The 14266-nt window shown below is 70.7% G+C and carries 16 protein-coding genes; 5 read left to right on the top strand and 11 right to left on the bottom strand.

The window, feature by feature from the left end; all coding sequences use genetic code 11:
• Positions 1-9: 9 nt before the first annotated feature.
• A complete protein-coding gene (locus tag ACFYW3_RS11720) occupies positions 10-1248 on the bottom strand; it encodes a D-alanyl-D-alanine carboxypeptidase family protein (protein ID WP_389386159.1) in 1239 nt (412 codons plus the stop codon).
• Positions 1249-1369: 121 nt separating this feature from the next.
• On the opposite strand from ACFYW3_RS11720, the gene ACFYW3_RS11715 reads away from it, so the two are divergent.
• The 3 genes from ACFYW3_RS11715 to ACFYW3_RS11705 all read left to right on the top strand — a co-directional run bounded on the left by ACFYW3_RS11715 (position 1370) and on the right by ACFYW3_RS11705 (position 4615).
• Positions 1370-1615: an SCO4848 family membrane protein gene (locus ACFYW3_RS11715; RefSeq protein ID WP_053682813.1), complete on the top strand. Its 246-nt coding sequence runs from the start codon at positions 1370-1372 to the stop codon at positions 1613-1615.
• Positions 1612-2964, top strand: a complete 1353-nt coding sequence (locus tag ACFYW3_RS11710; RefSeq protein WP_389386158.1) for a metallophosphoesterase — start codon at positions 1612-1614, stop codon at positions 2962-2964. The genes ACFYW3_RS11715 and ACFYW3_RS11710 overlap by 4 nt, the downstream gene beginning before the upstream one ends.
• A gap of 88 nt (positions 2965-3052) precedes the next feature.
• A complete protein-coding gene (locus ACFYW3_RS11705; RefSeq protein ID WP_351755406.1) occupies positions 3053-4615 on the top strand; it encodes an ABC transporter substrate-binding protein in 1563 nt (520 codons plus the stop codon).
• 71 nt (positions 4616-4686) lie between these two features.
• On the opposite strand, the gene ACFYW3_RS11700 is transcribed toward ACFYW3_RS11705, so the two are convergent.
• The 10 genes from ACFYW3_RS11700 to ACFYW3_RS11655 all read right to left on the bottom strand — a co-directional run bounded on the left by ACFYW3_RS11700 (position 4687) and on the right by ACFYW3_RS11655 (position 12079).
• Positions 4687-5445: a TetR family transcriptional regulator gene (locus ACFYW3_RS11700; RefSeq protein ID WP_384617724.1), complete on the bottom strand. Its 759-nt coding sequence runs from the start codon at positions 5443-5445 to the stop codon at positions 4687-4689.
• A complete protein-coding gene (locus tag ACFYW3_RS11695; RefSeq protein ID WP_351755408.1) occupies positions 5427-5852 on the bottom strand; it encodes a DCC1-like thiol-disulfide oxidoreductase family protein in 426 nt (141 codons plus the stop codon). Before ACFYW3_RS11695 ends, ACFYW3_RS11700 begins: the two co-directional genes overlap by 19 nt.
• Before the next feature lie 5 nt (positions 5853-5857).
• On the bottom strand, positions 5858-6262 hold the full coding sequence (locus ACFYW3_RS11690; protein ID WP_267825881.1) for a hypothetical protein: 405 nt from the start codon (positions 6260-6262) through the stop codon (positions 5858-5860).
• A gap of 103 nt (positions 6263-6365) precedes the next feature.
• Positions 6366-7127 (bottom strand): alpha/beta fold hydrolase, encoded by a 762-nt coding sequence (locus ACFYW3_RS11685; protein ID WP_389386157.1) that lies wholly within the window; start codon positions 7125-7127, stop codon positions 6366-6368.
• 93 nt (positions 7128-7220) lie between these two features.
• The gene (locus ACFYW3_RS11680) at positions 7221-7736 is read right to left on the bottom strand and encodes a hypothetical protein (protein ID WP_351755413.1); all 516 of its coding nucleotides are present in this window, start codon (positions 7734-7736) and stop codon (positions 7221-7223) included.
• A gap of 132 nt (positions 7737-7868) precedes the next feature.
• Positions 7869-8636, bottom strand: coding sequence for a succinate dehydrogenase iron-sulfur subunit (locus ACFYW3_RS11675; protein ID WP_053682828.1), 768 nt, complete (start codon positions 8634-8636; stop codon positions 7869-7871).
• Positions 8636-10390, bottom strand: coding sequence for a succinate dehydrogenase flavoprotein subunit (gene sdhA, locus ACFYW3_RS11670; protein ID WP_267796757.1), 1755 nt, complete (start codon positions 10388-10390; stop codon positions 8636-8638). Before sdhA ends, ACFYW3_RS11675 begins: the two co-directional genes overlap by 1 nt.
• 23 nt (positions 10391-10413) lie before the next feature.
• Positions 10414-10914 carry a succinate dehydrogenase hydrophobic membrane anchor subunit gene (locus ACFYW3_RS11665; protein WP_389386156.1) on the bottom strand — a complete coding sequence of 167 codons (501 nt, stop codon included), beginning with the start codon at positions 10912-10914 and terminating at the stop codon, positions 10414-10416.
• 5 nt (positions 10915-10919) lie between these two features.
• Positions 10920-11300, bottom strand: a complete 381-nt coding sequence (gene sdhC / locus ACFYW3_RS11660) for a succinate dehydrogenase, cytochrome b556 subunit (RefSeq protein WP_351755416.1) — start codon at positions 11298-11300, stop codon at positions 10920-10922.
• A 152-nt stretch (positions 11301-11452) separates the two neighbouring features.
• Positions 11453-12079 (bottom strand): 2-oxo-4-hydroxy-4-carboxy-5-ureidoimidazoline decarboxylase, encoded by a 627-nt coding sequence (locus ACFYW3_RS11655; RefSeq protein ID WP_389386155.1) that lies wholly within the window; start codon positions 12077-12079, stop codon positions 11453-11455.
• 329 nt (positions 12080-12408) lie between these two features.
• Between ACFYW3_RS11655 and ACFYW3_RS11650 the strand changes: the two genes are divergently transcribed.
• Positions 12409-13164: an RNA polymerase sigma factor gene (locus tag ACFYW3_RS11650; RefSeq protein WP_389386267.1), complete on the top strand. Its 756-nt coding sequence runs from the start codon at positions 12409-12411 to the stop codon at positions 13162-13164.
• Positions 13164-14195: a hypothetical protein gene (locus ACFYW3_RS11645; protein WP_389386154.1), complete on the top strand. Its 1032-nt coding sequence runs from the start codon at positions 13164-13166 to the stop codon at positions 14193-14195. Before ACFYW3_RS11650 ends, ACFYW3_RS11645 begins: the two co-directional genes overlap by 1 nt.
• Positions 14196-14266 lie beyond the last annotated feature (71 nt).

Here is a 14266-nt window from a genome sequence, read left to right as displayed (position 1 = left end):
AGAGACGGCCTAGACCAGGTCCTCGTCGCCCCGGCGACCGCGGCGCGGCCACCGCCGGTTGACCGCGAACGCCCCGCCCGCCAGTACGGCCAGGGCCCCGCCCGCGATGCCGAGCGCGGTTCCCACGCCGCTGCTGCCGGAGTCGTCGCCGCCCGCCGACGTCTCCTTCTCGTGCGTCTGGGCGGGGGCGCCGTGCGACTTGGTGTCCGCGCTCTTGGGCGGCACCAGCTCACCGACCGGCTTCACCTTCCCGGCGGCCGAGAAACCCCAGTCGAAGAGCGCGGCGGTCTCCTCGTACACCGAGTTGGCCCCGTCCGAGCCCGGGTTCATCACCGTGACCAGCAGCTTCTTGTTGCCCTGCTGGGCCGCGCCGGTGAAGGTCGAGCCGGCCATGCTGGTGTTGCCGTTCTTGACCCCGGCGATGCCCTTGTAGGGGGAGAGTCCGTACGCACCCGTCATCAGCCGGTTGGTGTTCTGGATCTCGAAGTAGTCGCGGGGCTTGCCCGCCTCCTGGAGGCCCGGGAACTTCGCGCTCGCCGTGCCGCAGTACTCCCGGAAGTCGGCCTTCTGCAACCCGGAGCGGGCGATCAGGGTGAGGTCGTAGGCGCTGGAGACCTGCCCCGGCGCGTCGTACCCGTCCGGGGAGACCACGTGCGTGTCGAGGGCCTGGAGCTCCTCGGCGTGCGCCTGCATGTCCTTGACGGACTTCTCGATGCCGCCGTTCATGGCCGAAAGTACGTGCACGGCGTCGTTCCCCGAGCGGAGGAACACGCCGAGCCACAGGTCGTGGACGGTGTACTCGTGGTCCTCCTTCACCCCGACCAGGCTGCTCCCCGCGCCGACCCCGTCCATCTCCTGCTCGGTGACCTTGTGCACCCGGTCCTTGGGCAGGCTCGGCAGCACGGTGTCCGCGAACAGCATCTTCATGGTGGAGGCCGGGGGAAGCCGCCAGTGCGCGTTGTGCGCCGCCAGTACGGCGCCCGTCTCCGCGTCCGCGACGATCCACGACCGCCCGGTGAGGTTGGTGGGCAGTGCGGGCGCGCCCGGCAGCAGGTTCACCTGGGTGCCCGGTTGGCCGAGCGTCGTGCCGCCGACGGTGGACATCGACGCCGGCGGGCCACCGTCCATCCGCGGGCGGCCCTTCCCGTCGGCGGGCGGGGTCGGGGCGGCGTGCGCGGGGGCCGAGAACACGGCGGGGAGCAGCAGCGCGGCGGACAGGACCGTCAGCGCGGTCTTCTTGGCATACACGCAGGTGAAAGTACATCCCGATGGGCTGTCCACCGTCGCTGACCGGCCAACCCGCCGGAACCACCGCCGGTCTAGCCCACCCTGGCGCGTCCGGCCCGGCGACGAATCCGATACTGGGGACATGAAACTCAGCCGCACCGCCTCCTGGTTCCTGCTCGCCTTCGGAGTGTGGAGCTGGATCATCTGGGTGTCCTTCGTCCGGAACCTGTGGAAGAACGGCAGCGGTCTGGCCTTCGACACCGCCGGTGATCCCACGACCTACTTCTGGGTCCACTGTGGACTGGCGGTGGCGTCCTTTCTCCTGGGGACGGCCGTAGGGGTGATCGGGTTGCGTTCCCTGCGCGCGCTGCGGCGTGAATCACGATGACCGTAATCGTGGTCGCGCTCGTCGCGCTCGCCGTATTGGGCCTGTTGGCCCTGGTGCACCGCTGGCTGTGGGTGCGCCTGGTCCGTGACACCACCCGACCGGGTGGTCTGCCGCGCCGGACGGGGACCGCCCTGGCCTTCGCCCTGCCGCTCGCGGCCGTCGCCGCCCTGGTCGCAGGGCGCGCCGGGGCGCCGTTCCCGCTCCAGCAGGCGGTGGCGTGGCCGGGGTTCATGTGGCTGGCCGTGCTGCTGTACCTGACCCTGGCGATGCTCGTCGGGGAAGTGGTCCGGGCCGTCTGGCTCCGCCGGGTCACGCCGCCGGCCGCGCGGGTCCCCGTACCGGTCTCCTCCCCGGCTTCCACCCAGGCCTCCGCTCCGGCTTCCGCCAAGGCTTCCGCTCCGGCTTCCGCTCCCGTGGATCCGGCGGCGGAGCCCGACCCGACCGCACCGGCGGACCGGGCGCCGGCCGCCGACCCCACCGCCGAAGCCGCGCCCGCCCACGAACCCGCCTTCGACGCCGCCGTCCTCACCCGGCGCCGGTTCGTCGCGCGGACCGTCGGCGGCGCGGCGGCCGCGGCCGCTCTCGCGACGGTCGGGTACGGGACGTACGGGGTGCTGCGCGGCCCGCGCGTGAAGCGGGTGCGCGTGCCGCTCGCCAAGCTGCCCCGCGCCGCGCACGGCTTCCGGATCGCCGTCGTCAGCGACGTCCACCTCGGGCCGATCCTCGGCAGCGCCCACACCCGGCGCGTCGTCGACGCCGTCAACGGCACCCAGCCCGACCTGATCGCCGTCGTCGGCGACCTGGTCGACGGGAGCGTGCCCGACCTGGGGCGGGCCGCCGAACCGCTGCGCGGCCTCCGGGCCCGGCACGGATCGTTCTTCGTCACCGGCAACCACGAGTACTTCTCGGGCGCCGAGCAGTGGGTCGACCACGTCCGGGAACTGGGGATGCAGCCGCTGGAGAACGCGCGCCGCGCCCTCCCGTACTTCGACCTCGCCGGGGTCAACGACGTCGCGGGCGAGAGCGAGGGCCACGGGCCGGACTTCCGGGCGGCCCTCGGCGACCGCGACCGGTCCCGGACCGCGGTCCTCCTCGCGCACCAGCCGATCGTCATCCACGACGCCGTCCGGCACGGGGTCGACCTCCAACTGTCCGGGCACACCCACGGCGGTCAGCTCTGGCCCGGCAATTACCTCGCCGAGCTCGCCAACCCGACCGTCGCCGGCCTGGAACGGTACGGCGACACACAGTTGTACGTGTCCCGCGGCGCGGGCGCCTGGGGGCCGCCTGTTCGAGTCGGCGCGCCGTCCGACATCACCGTGGTCGAACTCGCCTCATATCAGGCCTGACCAGGCATGACAGGTCTTCCCGTAGCTGATCTTCCATGATTGGGTGACCGATAGTCGGATATCGGGTTCGAATATCGGGGTGCAGGGGATGCGGTCTGTCCGCTCGAAGGTGATCGCGGTCGTGCTGGTCCTCGCGGCGGGCGGCGGTGTCGCCGCCTGGCAGTTGCTCCCGGCCGAGGGCAACGGCCGGGGCACCGCCATCCGGGTCGGGACGAGCGACGTCGTCTCCGACCTGGACCCCGCCGGTGCCTACGACGCCGGTTCCTGGGCCCTGTTCGGCAACGTCTACCAGTCGCTGCTGACCGTCAAGCCGGGCTCGGAGGCCCCCGTCCCGGACGCGGCCTCCGCCTGCCGGTTCATCGGCGGCAAGCTGACCACGTACCAGTGCGAACTGCGCCCGGACGCGAAGTTCTCGAGCGGCCGCGCGATCACTGCGGAGGACGTCAAGCACTCCTTCGACCGGATCAAGAAGATCAACTCCGAGCAGGGCCCGGCACCGCTCTTCAACACCCTGGAGTCGGTCAAGGCCGAGGGGCGGACGGTCACCTTCAACCTCTCCGGGCGCGACGCCACGTTCCCCTTCAAGATCGCCACGGGTGCCGCGTCGATCGTCGACCGGGAGAAGTACCCGGCCGGGGCGCTGCGCCACGACGGCAAGGTGGACGGATCGGGCCCGTACGTGCTCGGCGCGTACAAGGCCGGCGAGAGCGCCGAGCTGAAGCCGAACCCGACCTACACGGGCCAGGCGAAGCCGGCCCGCACGCCCGTCATGGTGAAGTACTTCGCGGACTCCGCCGGGCTCGACCGGGCGTGGCGCGACCACCGGATCGAGGTCGCCCACCGGGACATGCCGCCCGAGGTGCTCGCGGCCCTGAACCCGGGCCTCGAAGACACCCGGTACCAGGCCTCCGGGGGCACCGAGACCCGCAACCTCGTCTTCAACGTCCGCCGCGGTTCCACCGCGGCGAAGCCGGCCGTGCGGCAGGCCGTGGCGGCGGTCCTGGACCGCCCGCGATTGGCGAGCGAGGTCCACCGCGGCACGGTGACCCCGCTCTACTCCCTGGTCCCGGTCGGCATCGCGTCGCACAGCACGCCGTTCTTCGACACCTGGCCGGCGCCGGACACGGCGACGGCCAGGAAGATCCTCAAGGCGGCGGGCGTCGTCACTCCCGTCCCGATCAGCCTGGGTGCCAACGAGCGCGGCGCGAACCTCGCGGAGGCCGACGCGATCGCCAAGCAGCTCACGGCCACCGGTCTCTTCCGGGTGGACGTCAAGGCGGTCGCCAGGTGGGAGGACTTCCAGAAGCAGTACGCGGCCGGGGACTTCGACGCGTACACCGTCGGTTGGATCGCCGACTTCCCCGACGCGGACAACTTCCTCGCCCCCCTCGTCGGCGCCGGGTCCACGATGAACAACGGCTTCTCAGACAAGGCCGTGGACGCGCTGATCACCCGTACGCAGGCGCACTCCGACCGGGGCGAGGCGGCGGACGACTTCCGCGCACTCCAGCGGATCGTCGCGCAGCAGGTCCCGATGGTGCCGCTCTGGCAGAAGAAGGACTACGTGATGTCCCGCGAGGCCGTCACCGGTGCGCAGCACCTCTCCGACGGCACCGGCGTCTGGCGCCTGTGGGACCTCGACTGGCTGTAGCGCCGACCGGCCGCGGAAGGACGGGCCGTGTAAGGACGGGCCCGAGACGCCACCCCGAACGCATCCGACCCCTACCCCTTGCCGGGGTCGGGGTCGGAGGCCCGCTTGCGGGACACCGCCGTCTGGGCCATGCCGGGCAGGAAGTCCGCGAACAGCTCGTGCACCTCCCGCACCAGCGGCCGCAGCACCCGGAACCGCGCCAGGATGATGCCGCGCGTCGTCAACTGCGCGCCGCGCTCGGCGAGCCGGCGGGTCTTCTCGCTGTCCGGCGAGCGGTCGAAGACCCAGTACAGGACCAGCCCCATCTGCGAGAGCCACATCAGCTCCGGCAGCACGTCGGCCAGTTCGTCCGGCACCTTCGTCTTCGCGCCCGCCAGCACCTCGCGGTGCATGTCGATCGCGGCCTTGCGCGCCGGTTCCGATTCGGGCGAGAAGGGGCTGAGGGGGCTCTCCGGGTCGGCCGCGTTCTTGAAGAACTGCGAAGCGAACTCGTGGTACGGCGCGGCGATGTCCAGCCAGCTCGTCAGTACGCCCGCGAGCCGCTTCTGCAAGTCGGTCTCGTTGTCCAGGATGGGCCGGACCGCCGCCTGGTGTGCGGCGCCGATCCGGTCGTAGAACCCCTGGACCAGGTGTTCCTTCGAGGCGAAGTAGTAGTACGCGTTGCCGACCGAGACCCCGGCCTCCTTGGCGATGACCCGCATGGTCGTCTTGTCGAAGCCGCGCTCCTGGAAGAGCCGGAGCGCGGTTTCGAGGATGAGCGTGCGGGTTTGCTCGCTCTTGGGAGCCTTCTGATCAGTCACGGTGTCCGACCTTATCGGGGTACGGCGCATCGTTCTTCACAGGCCGCATCCCCGGGCTCCGCTTCGCCGTTGGTACGGACCGCGGATCGCCAGGCGGACGCGGTGTGCATCGCCGCCCGGGCGAAGGGCCGGCCGGCCGGGGTGGCCAGCCAGTTCGCCTTGGGCCGGTGCTCCGCCAGGGCCCACAGGCACACGATGAAGGCGTCGGTGTCGGTCCACACCTGTCCGCGGTCGCCGATCACGGTGATCCGGCGGAGCGTCTCCTCGTGGTCGAGGCCGGGGAAGAGGCGCCGGGCCTCGAAGGAGCCGGCCGGGACCAGCCACAGGGGCGTGAGCCACCGCTGCCCCAGCAGCCAGTGTCGGATGTGGACGCACAGCGGGCAGCCGGCGTCGTAGAGCACCGTCAGGTGCCTGGTCGGAGCGGTCGCGTCGGTCATCGGGATCAGGCCCTGGCGGGCGCGGTCCAGCCCTGGGGGGCGACCGGCGGGGTCTGCTGACGCTCCATGATGCCCCGGCGGCGCATCTTGTTGAGGACCCACACGTTGCCGAGGTGCATCACGCCGAGGACGAGCAGGACGACTCCGAGCTTCACCGACAGGGCCTCGAAGAGGCCGCGGGCCTCGGTGATGGTCTCGGCCGAGCGGAGGTAGAGCGTCACGAAACCGATGTTCACGAGGTAGAAGCCCACCACCAGGAGGTGGTTCACGGCGTCCGCGAGCTTCTCGTTGCCCTGGAGGACGTCGGCGATGAAGACCCGGCCGTTGCGGGTGAGCGTGCGGGCGACCCAGATGGTGAGCCCGATGCTGATGACCAGGTAGATGACGTACGCGACCACGGTGAGGTCCATTGCCCTCAGCCCCCTTGAACGTGTTCAACTGCTGACGTCCATGACTGTAGACCCATTTTTGAACAGGTTCAAGCCTTCGGTCGGGGCCCGCGTCCGCCGTGCGTCAGGACCGGAGCGCCGCCCACCCCAGCAGCAGCGCCGCCGTCTCCTCGGGACGCTCCAGCGACGGCAGATGACCCGCCCAGGGCAGCTCCACGTGCTCGGCGCCCGGGACGAGGGAGGGCAGTTCGGCGGGGAAGTCGCGGAAGTCGGGGATGTCGTGGGCGCCGCCCACGGCGAGCACGGGGGCCTTGATGCCGGCGAGATCGACGGGCGGCTCGGGGAGTTCGAGGTTCCCGTCGGCGGACAGCCCCGCACGGAGGATGGCGAGCTGCATGTCCCGTACGAGGGCGTGCGCCGCCCCGTCGGCGTCCGGGCCGAGCCACTGGCGGGCGTTCAGCTCGGCCGCGCCCGTCAGGTCACCGGCCGCCAACAGGGCCGCCTCGGCGGCGTTGAAGGCCGTCAGGGCCGCTCCCCGCCGGTGCGCCGGCCGGGCCGGACAGAGCAGGGCCAGGGCTCGGACCCGCTCGGGCGCGTGCGCGGCGAGGCGCAGGGCGACCCGGCCGCCGTACGAGGAGCCGACGAAGGCGGCCCGCCGGATGCCGAGCGCGTCCAACAGGGCGAGCACGTCGCCGTCGTCGCTGTACGGGGCCTTCGCGGCGGGGGACTCGCCACAGGTGCGGAAGTCGGGCCGGACCACCCGGAACCCGGCCTCGACCAGGGGGGCCCACTGCCCGTCCCACATGCGTCGGTCACAGACGGAGGAGTGCAACAACACCACGGCAGGCCCGTCTTGGGGCCCGGCCACATCATGAGCGAGGATCATGGGCCGATCCTCGCCCCCCGACCGGCACGCCACCACCGGATATCGGGCGCCGCGAGGGCGGCCGGCCCGGGGCGCGCGGCCCCGGGCGTCGCGTCACATGCTGAGGGAACGGGCGTAGTTGAGCTGGCCCATGACCCACTGGAAGGTGTAGGCGTCCGTCGCCGGGATCATCGTGGAGTGGTGGCGGCCGCCACTGGTCACGGTGACCTGGACGTAGCCCGTGGTCACCTTCTCCTTCATCAGCAGGAACAACAGGCCGAGGAGGCAGAACAGCGCGAAGCAGATCGCCAGCACGATCGCGTGCGTCGGGATCTTCTCCTCGGTGCGGGACATGTCCATCGCGTTCCACACGGCGCCCCTGAGCGGCATCGTGCCCGACGGGGTGATGATCTGGTCACCGGCGACGGTGATGTCGCCGAGGGAGAGCGTCCCCCCGCCCTGACCGTAGCCGGGGGCGCCCGTCGGCATCCCGCCCCCGAGGGTGGGCTGGTAGGCCGAGTAGGGCTGCGGGTAGCCGTAACCGGGGTTCCCGGGGCCCCACCTGTAGTCGTCCTGCGGGCCCCCCGCGCCCGGGTCGCCGGAGTACGGGTTCGGCTGCTGCTCGCTCATGCGCACGATCCTTCCACAGCCGGCCGGCGGCCCGCGCCCCCCGGTCGCGAAACGGTCCGGGAAACGGTCCGGGAAACGCCGCGGGCCCGCACCCCCGGAAAGGGGGCACGGGCCCGGCGGCAGGGCGTCGGATCAGAAGCGGCGCGTGATCAGGGCACGCTTGACTTCCTGAATCGCCTTGGTGACCTCGATGCCACGCGGGCACGCGTCGGTGCAGTTGAAGGTCGTGCGGCAACGCCACACGCCGTCCTTGTCGTTCAGGATCTCCAGCCGCTGCTCACCGGCCTCGTCGCGCGAGTCGAAGATGAAGCGGTGCGCGTTGACGATCGCCGCCGGGCCGAAGTACTGGCCGTCGTTCCAGAACACCGGGCACGAGGACGTGCACGCGGCGCACAGGATGCACTTGGTGGTGTCGTCGAAACGCTCGCGGTCCTCGGCGGACTGCAGGCGCTCGCGCGTCGGCTCGTTGCCCTTGGTGACCAGGAACGGCATGACGTCCCGGTACGCCTGGAAGAAGGGCTCCATGTCGACGATGAGGTCCTTCATCACCGTGAGGCCCTTGATGGCCTCGACCGTGATGGGCTTCTCCGGGTTGATGTCCTTGATCAGCGTCTTGCAGGCGAGCCTGTTCTTGCCGTTGATCCGCATCGCGTCGGAGCCGCAGATGCCGTGCGCGCACGAGCGACGGAAGGTCAGCGTGCCGTCGAGGTCCCACTTGATCTTGTGGAGACCGTCGAGCACGCGCTCCTTCGGGTCGATCTCGATCTGGAAGTCCTGCCACTGCGACTCGTCCGAGATCTCGGGGTTGAAGCGGCGGATCCGGAAGGTGACCGTGATGAACGGCGAGGCGGCGGCCGCCGCCTCCATCTCGTCCGTCTTGGACAGGGTGGGGGTGGCCATCAGTACTTACGCTCCATCGGCTGGTAGCGGGTGACGACGACGGGCTTGTAGTCGAGACGGACCGAGTCCGTGCCGTTGTCGTCGACCTCGCGGTACGCCATGGTGTGGCGCATGAAGTTGACGTCGTCGCGGTTCGGGTAGTCCTCGCGGTAGTGACCGCCGCGGGACTCCTTGCGCGCGAGCGCGGACACGGCCATGACCTCGGCCAGGTCGAGCAGGTTGCCCAGCTCGATGGCCTCCAGCAGGTCCGTGTTGAAGCGCTTGCCCTTGTCCTGCACGGACACGTTCTTGTAGCGCTCGCGCAGCTCGGCGATCTTGTCGACCGCCGTCTTGATGGTCTGCTCCGTACGGAACACCATCACGCAGGCGTCCATCGTCTCCTGGAGCTCCAGACGCAGGTCGGCGACCCGCTCGTGGCCCGTGGAGTTGCGCAGGTGCTCGACCAGCTCGACGACCTGCTGCGCCGGGTTCTCCGGCAGCTCGACGTAGTCGTGCGCGTGGGCGTACGCGGCGGCCGCGATGCCCGAGCGCTTGCCGAAGACGTTGATGTCCAGCAGCGAGTTGGTGCCCAGGCGGTTCGCGCCGTGCACGGAGACGCAGGCGACCTCGCCGGCCGCGTACAGGCCCGGCACGACGGTGGTGTTGTCGGCCAGCACCTCACCCTCGACGTTGGTCGGGATGCCGCCCATGGCGTAGTGCGCGGTGGGCTGGATCGGGATCGGGTCCGTGTACGGCTCGATGCCCAGGTAGGTGCGCGCGAACTCCGTGATGTCCGGGAGCTTCGCGTCGAGCTGCTCCGGCGGGAGGTGCGTCAGGTCCAGGTACACGTGGTCACCGGCGGGACCGCAACCGCGGCCCTCGCGGATCTCGGTGTAGATGGAGCGCGAGACGACGTCACGGGACGCGAGGTCCTTCATGACCGGCGCGTACTTCTCCATGAAGCGCTCGCCGTCCTTGTTGCGGAGGATGCCGCCCTCACCGCGGGCGCCCTCCGTCAGCAGGATGCCCATGCGCCAGATGCCCGTCGGGTGGAACTGGAAGAACTCCATGTCCTCCAGCGGAAGGCCCCGGCGGTAGCAGGCCGCCTGGCCGTCACCCGTGAGGGTGTGCGCGTTGGAGGTCACCTTGAAGAACTTGCCGGTGCCGCCGGAGGCGTAGATGACGGACTTCGCCTGGAACACGTGGATCTCGCCGGTGGCGAGCTCGTACGCGACCACGCCGGCCGACTTCTTGACGCCGTCCTCCTCGACCAGGAGCTGGTCCAGGACGTAGAACTCGTTGAAGAACTCCACGCCCTCCTTGACACAGTTCTGGTAGAGCGTCTGGAGGATCATGTGACCGGTGCGGTCCGCGGCGTAGCAGGACCGGCGGACCGGCGCCTCGCCGTGGTTGCGCGAGTGCCCGCCGAAGCGGCGCTGGTCGATGGTGCCGTCCGGGGTGCGGTTGAACGGCAGGCCCATCTTCTCCAGGTCGAGGACCGCGTCGATGGCCTCCTTCGCCAGGATCTCGGCGGCGTCCTGGTCGACCAGGTAGTCACCGCCCTTGACCGTGTCGAAGGTGTGCCACTCCCAGTTGTCGTCCTCCACGTTGGCCAGCGCGGCGGCCATGCCGCCCTGCGCGGCGCCCGTGTGGGAGCGGGTGGGGTAGAGCTTCGTCAGCACCGCGGTGCGGCTGCGCTTCGTCGACTCGATGGCGGCGCGCATGCCCGCGCCGCCCGCGCCGACGATGACGGTGTCGTACTTGTGGATCTTCATTGGTTTCGCCTCAGCCCCGTTGCCTAGCGGATGTTCGGGTCGAAGGTGAAGATCACCAGCGTGCCCAGAAGGATGGTGAACACCGTGGCGGTGTAGAGCAGGCCCTTCAGCCACAGCCGCGTGTTGGCACGCTCCGCGTAGTCGTTGATGACCGTGCGCAGGCCGTTGGAGCCGTGCAGCATGGCCAGCCACAGCATCAGCAGGTCCCAGACCTGCCAGAACGGGGACGCCCAGCGGCCGGCCACGAAGGCGAAGCCGATCTTGGAGACGCCGCCGTCGAGGACGAGCTGGATGACGAGGTGGCCGATGACGAGAACGACCAGGACGATGCCCGAGAGGCGCATGAAGAGCCACGCGACCATCTCGAAGTTGCCACGGGTCGAGCGCGGGGTCTTGCCGGTCCGCTTGCGCGGGGCCTCGATGTACGGCGCCGGGTTCTCGACGTCGTAGAGGGAGACCCCGGATACGGACCCGGCGTCGCCGATGGCCGTCTTGGTCATGTTGGGAGAAGTGTCAGAAGACATGCGTGTCACTTCCCGAACAGTTCGAGGTAGGCGTGGCTGAGGACGGGCAGGATGGCCCCGATCATCAGCAGGACCCAGATGCCCACGACGGACCAGAGCATCTGCTTCTGGTAGCGCGGGCCCTTGGCCCAGAAGTCCACGGCGATCACGCGGAGACCGTTGAGCGCGTGGAACAGGATTGCGGCGACGAGGCCGTACTCCAGCAGCGCGACGATCGGAGTCTTGTAGGTAGCCACGACATCGTCGTACGCCTCGGGGGAGACGCGGACGAGAGCGGTGTCGAGGACGTGTACGAACAGGAAGAAGAAGATGAGGACGCCGGTGACTCGATGAGCCACCCAGGACCACATTCCTTCCCGGCCGCGGTACAACGTTCCAGCCGGCACGGAAAACCCTCCGGAAGCGGGGCGGGGGCCAGCCGGCTTCTTTGTCGGTCGGGCCCGGCCGGGTACGGTCCTCCGGCCCCGGACATCGTAGCGACGCTTTGTCGGTTCCCTTGCGCCGGGTCCATCGGTGTGATCAAACAGGCACGGACGGACTATCCCACAGGGGCGAATAGCCCGAAATCGGCCGCAGACAGCCCAGCGGGCGAGGTCAGTCGGTCCAAGAGGGCGGGCAGTCGGTCCAACAGACCGGCGAGTCGGGCCTGGGAGAGTCGTCGCAGCTCATCGGCGGAGATCGAGCGTTCCTCGTCCACCTCGTGAGCCATCCTGCGGCGGATCGCGGCCAGCAACTGGTCCGCCTGCTCCTCCGGGGGGTGCCCGTCCAGGCAGATCACGAAGGCGTGCCCGAAGGTTCGTTCGTACTCCGCCCGGGCCGCGTCGAGGGCGAGCCGGGCGGCGTACGAGGCCCCGTGTCCGAGTTCCGCCGACGCCTCACCGGCCAGGGCCTCCGTCAGGTCGGCCTGGGAGAGGTCGTACGAGGCCTCGTCGGCCGCGGCCAACAGCGACGCGATGTCCGGATACGGTCGGTGCGCGGTCATTCGGTGCGCCCAGCGCCGGCTGCCGCAGCAGAACGACAGGGCCGCGTGGGCCGCTTCGGGCGAGAGGGCGTTGAACCGCGTCAGCCCGGATCCGCGGGAAGGGTCGGAGCCGCCACGAACCTGTGCCGGAAGGTGGCTGGACAGCGGGGGGCTCCTCGGGGCGTGGCGTGGGTGTGTCGCCACGCTAGCGACGCAGAGCAGGGTGTGTCGTACCCATTCGGGGATTTCACCCGTAAGTGAGCCGAAAGGATGACGTCTGGCGTGTATGACCAGCCCGAAGAGGGGAAGGCGACCGAGGCCGCCACCCCCCACAGGAGAGGCCCCGGTCGCCGTCCGTCACGGACTCGTGCGACAAGCCCGTATCCCTGTCAGCGCCCCGGATGCGTTTTGTGTCACACCCCGCTCCGCACAGGGTTGGTCGCCGGCTGTAGAACTCGTGGACGAGAGGTACTTGAAAGCCGTAACGTGCGGATTTGCGCCACACGTACAGGACAGTGAACGGGTTGGGGACTTTGCTGGGGGACGACGCGGAGCTGACCGCCGCAGTGCTCGCGGCACAGGACGGCGACGAGAACGCGTTCCGTGCTGTGTACCGCGCCGCGCACCCACGCCTGCTCGGATACGTACGCACGCTCGTCGGCGACGGCGACGCGGAAGACGTCACCTCCGAGGCCTGGCTGCAGATCGCCCGCGACCTCGACTCCTTCACCGGCGACGCCGACCGCTTCCGCGGCTGGGCCGCCCGCATCGCCCGCAACCGGGCCCTCGACCACATCCGCATGCGCGGACGGCGGCCCGCCATCGGAGGCGACGAGAGCGAACTGACCGGACACGCCGCGGACTGCGACACGGCGGGCGCGGCCATGGAGTCCCTCTCCACCGGCCTCACCATGGCGCTCATAGCCCAGCTCCCGCAGGACCAGGCCGAGGCCGTCGTCCTGCGGGTGGTCGTGGGCCTGGACGCCAAGAGCGCCGCCGAGACCCTCGGCAAGCGCCCGGGCGCGGTGCGCACCGCCGCGCACCGGGGCCTGAAGAAGCTCGCCGAACTGCTGGGCGCCGAGGCCGGCGTCGACCCCGACGCCCTCGTGCTGTCCGATCCGGACGCGGGGACCGCCCTCCACTTCGGTCATAATGCCGAGGGCCAGGCCAGGGGCGGTGGAGGCGTACGGGATCTCGACGCCGTCCCGGCGCAACGCGGCCGCGGCGGGGGCCTCGTAGAACAAACCGGTGTGACGCATTCACGTTGGCGGACGCAGAAGGACATGTGATGGCCGACGAGCGCGACAGGTGGCTGGACAGAGCCGCGGCGGACAAACTGCTGCGCGGAGAACCACCGCTGGGCCCCGACGCCGACCCGCGCGACCGGGCCGCCGCGGCCCGACTGCGCACGGCGCTCGACGCGCTGACCCCGCCGCTCGCTCCCGGGCGGGAACTGCCCGGGGAGGCCGCCGCCCTGTCCGCGTTCCGCGCGGCCCACGGCGTGGAACGGCCCGGGACGAGCCCGCTGGACCGCGCCGACGCCGATCCGACGGGCGAACGTGACGTCCTGGTGGACCTGGCCCCCGCACCGCCCGTGCGCGTTCGCGTACCCGCGCCGCGACGGCGCGGCGCGCCCGTGCGGCTGGGTTTGGCGGCCGCCCTGGCGAGCGTCGCCGTCGGCGGGCTGGCGGCCACCGTGGGCACCGGGCTGCTGGACCGGCCCACGCACGAGGCCGCGGGCCCCTTGCCGAGCGTCTCGGTCGGCGCGGACTCGGACCCCACGGCGTCCGGCGACCTCGTGGGCCCCACGCGCACCGCCCCGCAGGCGCGGCCCACCACTCCTGCGCGGGACGGCGCCGGCGGGGCCACCGCCGGCCTCCCGGGGGTCTCGCCGACCCCGGACGCCGGGTCCCGCATGACCCCCGAGACCGTCGCGGGACCGACCGCGGGCCCCATCGCCACGAACTCCGGACCCGACGGCACCGACGGCACCGACGACACCGTCGATGACAGGCCCGACGAGAAGGGCTTCGGCAACTCCACCCCCTCGGGCGGCGGCAAGGACCGCGACCGCGAGGGCGGGGTACGGGCGGCCAAGGACCTGTGCGAGGAGTACCGCATGGGGCACATCGTCGGCGAGCGGCGCGACCACCTGATCCGTCTCGCCAAGAACCGGGCCAACATCGCGCGTTTCTGCGAGGCCCTTCTGGACGGCACCGACGTCACCAAGAGCGGCCCCGGAAGCAACGACGGGAGCACCGTCCCGCAGTCGCCCACCCTGAACCCGGGCGGCGCGCTCGGCTTCCGCACGAAGCGCTGAACCGTCGCTGTAACACTTTTCGAATCGCCGGCGCAGTACATATCGAGCCGACTGGTCATCGGCCGCGCATG

It is taken from the genome of Streptomyces sp. NPDC002602, from assembly GCF_042889445.1.
Classification (GTDB): domain Bacteria; phylum Actinomycetota; class Actinomycetes; order Streptomycetales; family Streptomycetaceae; genus Streptomyces.
The sequence above is the reverse complement of the archived record's forward strand: the minus strand, read 5'-3'. Positions and strand labels throughout refer to the sequence as shown.

Coding starts and splice junctions, on each gene's coding strand:
- ACFYW3_RS11695 (WP_351755408.1), bottom strand. CDS start 5,852: ATGACCGACGCGACCGCTCCGACCAGGCACCTGACGGTGCTCTACGAC.
- ACFYW3_RS11705 (WP_351755406.1), top strand. CDS start 3,053: ATGCGGTCTGTCCGCTCGAAGGTGATCGCGGTCGTGCTGGTCCTCGCG.
- ACFYW3_RS11645 (WP_389386154.1), top strand. CDS start 13,164: ATGGCCGACGAGCGCGACAGGTGGCTGGACAGAGCCGCGGCGGACAAA.
- sdhA (WP_267796757.1), bottom strand. CDS start 10,390: ATGAAGATCCACAAGTACGACACCGTCATCGTCGGCGCGGGCGGCGCG.
- ACFYW3_RS11690 (WP_267825881.1), bottom strand. CDS start 6,262: ATGGACCTCACCGTGGTCGCGTACGTCATCTACCTGGTCATCAGCATC.
- ACFYW3_RS11675 (WP_053682828.1), bottom strand. CDS start 8,636: ATGGCCACCCCCACCCTGTCCAAGACGGACGAGATGGAGGCGGCGGCC.
- ACFYW3_RS11685 (WP_389386157.1), bottom strand. CDS start 7,127: ATGATCCTCGCTCATGATGTGGCCGGGCCCCAAGACGGGCCTGCCGTG.
- ACFYW3_RS11715 (WP_053682813.1), top strand. CDS start 1,370: ATGAAACTCAGCCGCACCGCCTCCTGGTTCCTGCTCGCCTTCGGAGTG.
- ACFYW3_RS11710 (WP_389386158.1), top strand. CDS start 1,612: ATGACCGTAATCGTGGTCGCGCTCGTCGCGCTCGCCGTATTGGGCCTG.
- ACFYW3_RS11665 (WP_389386156.1), bottom strand. CDS start 10,914: ATGTCTTCTGACACTTCTCCCAACATGACCAAGACGGCCATCGGCGAC.
- ACFYW3_RS11680 (WP_351755413.1), bottom strand. CDS start 7,736: ATGAGCGAGCAGCAGCCGAACCCGTACTCCGGCGACCCGGGCGCGGGG.
- ACFYW3_RS11700 (WP_384617724.1), bottom strand. CDS start 5,445: ATGCGCCGTACCCCGATAAGGTCGGACACCGTGACTGATCAGAAGGCT.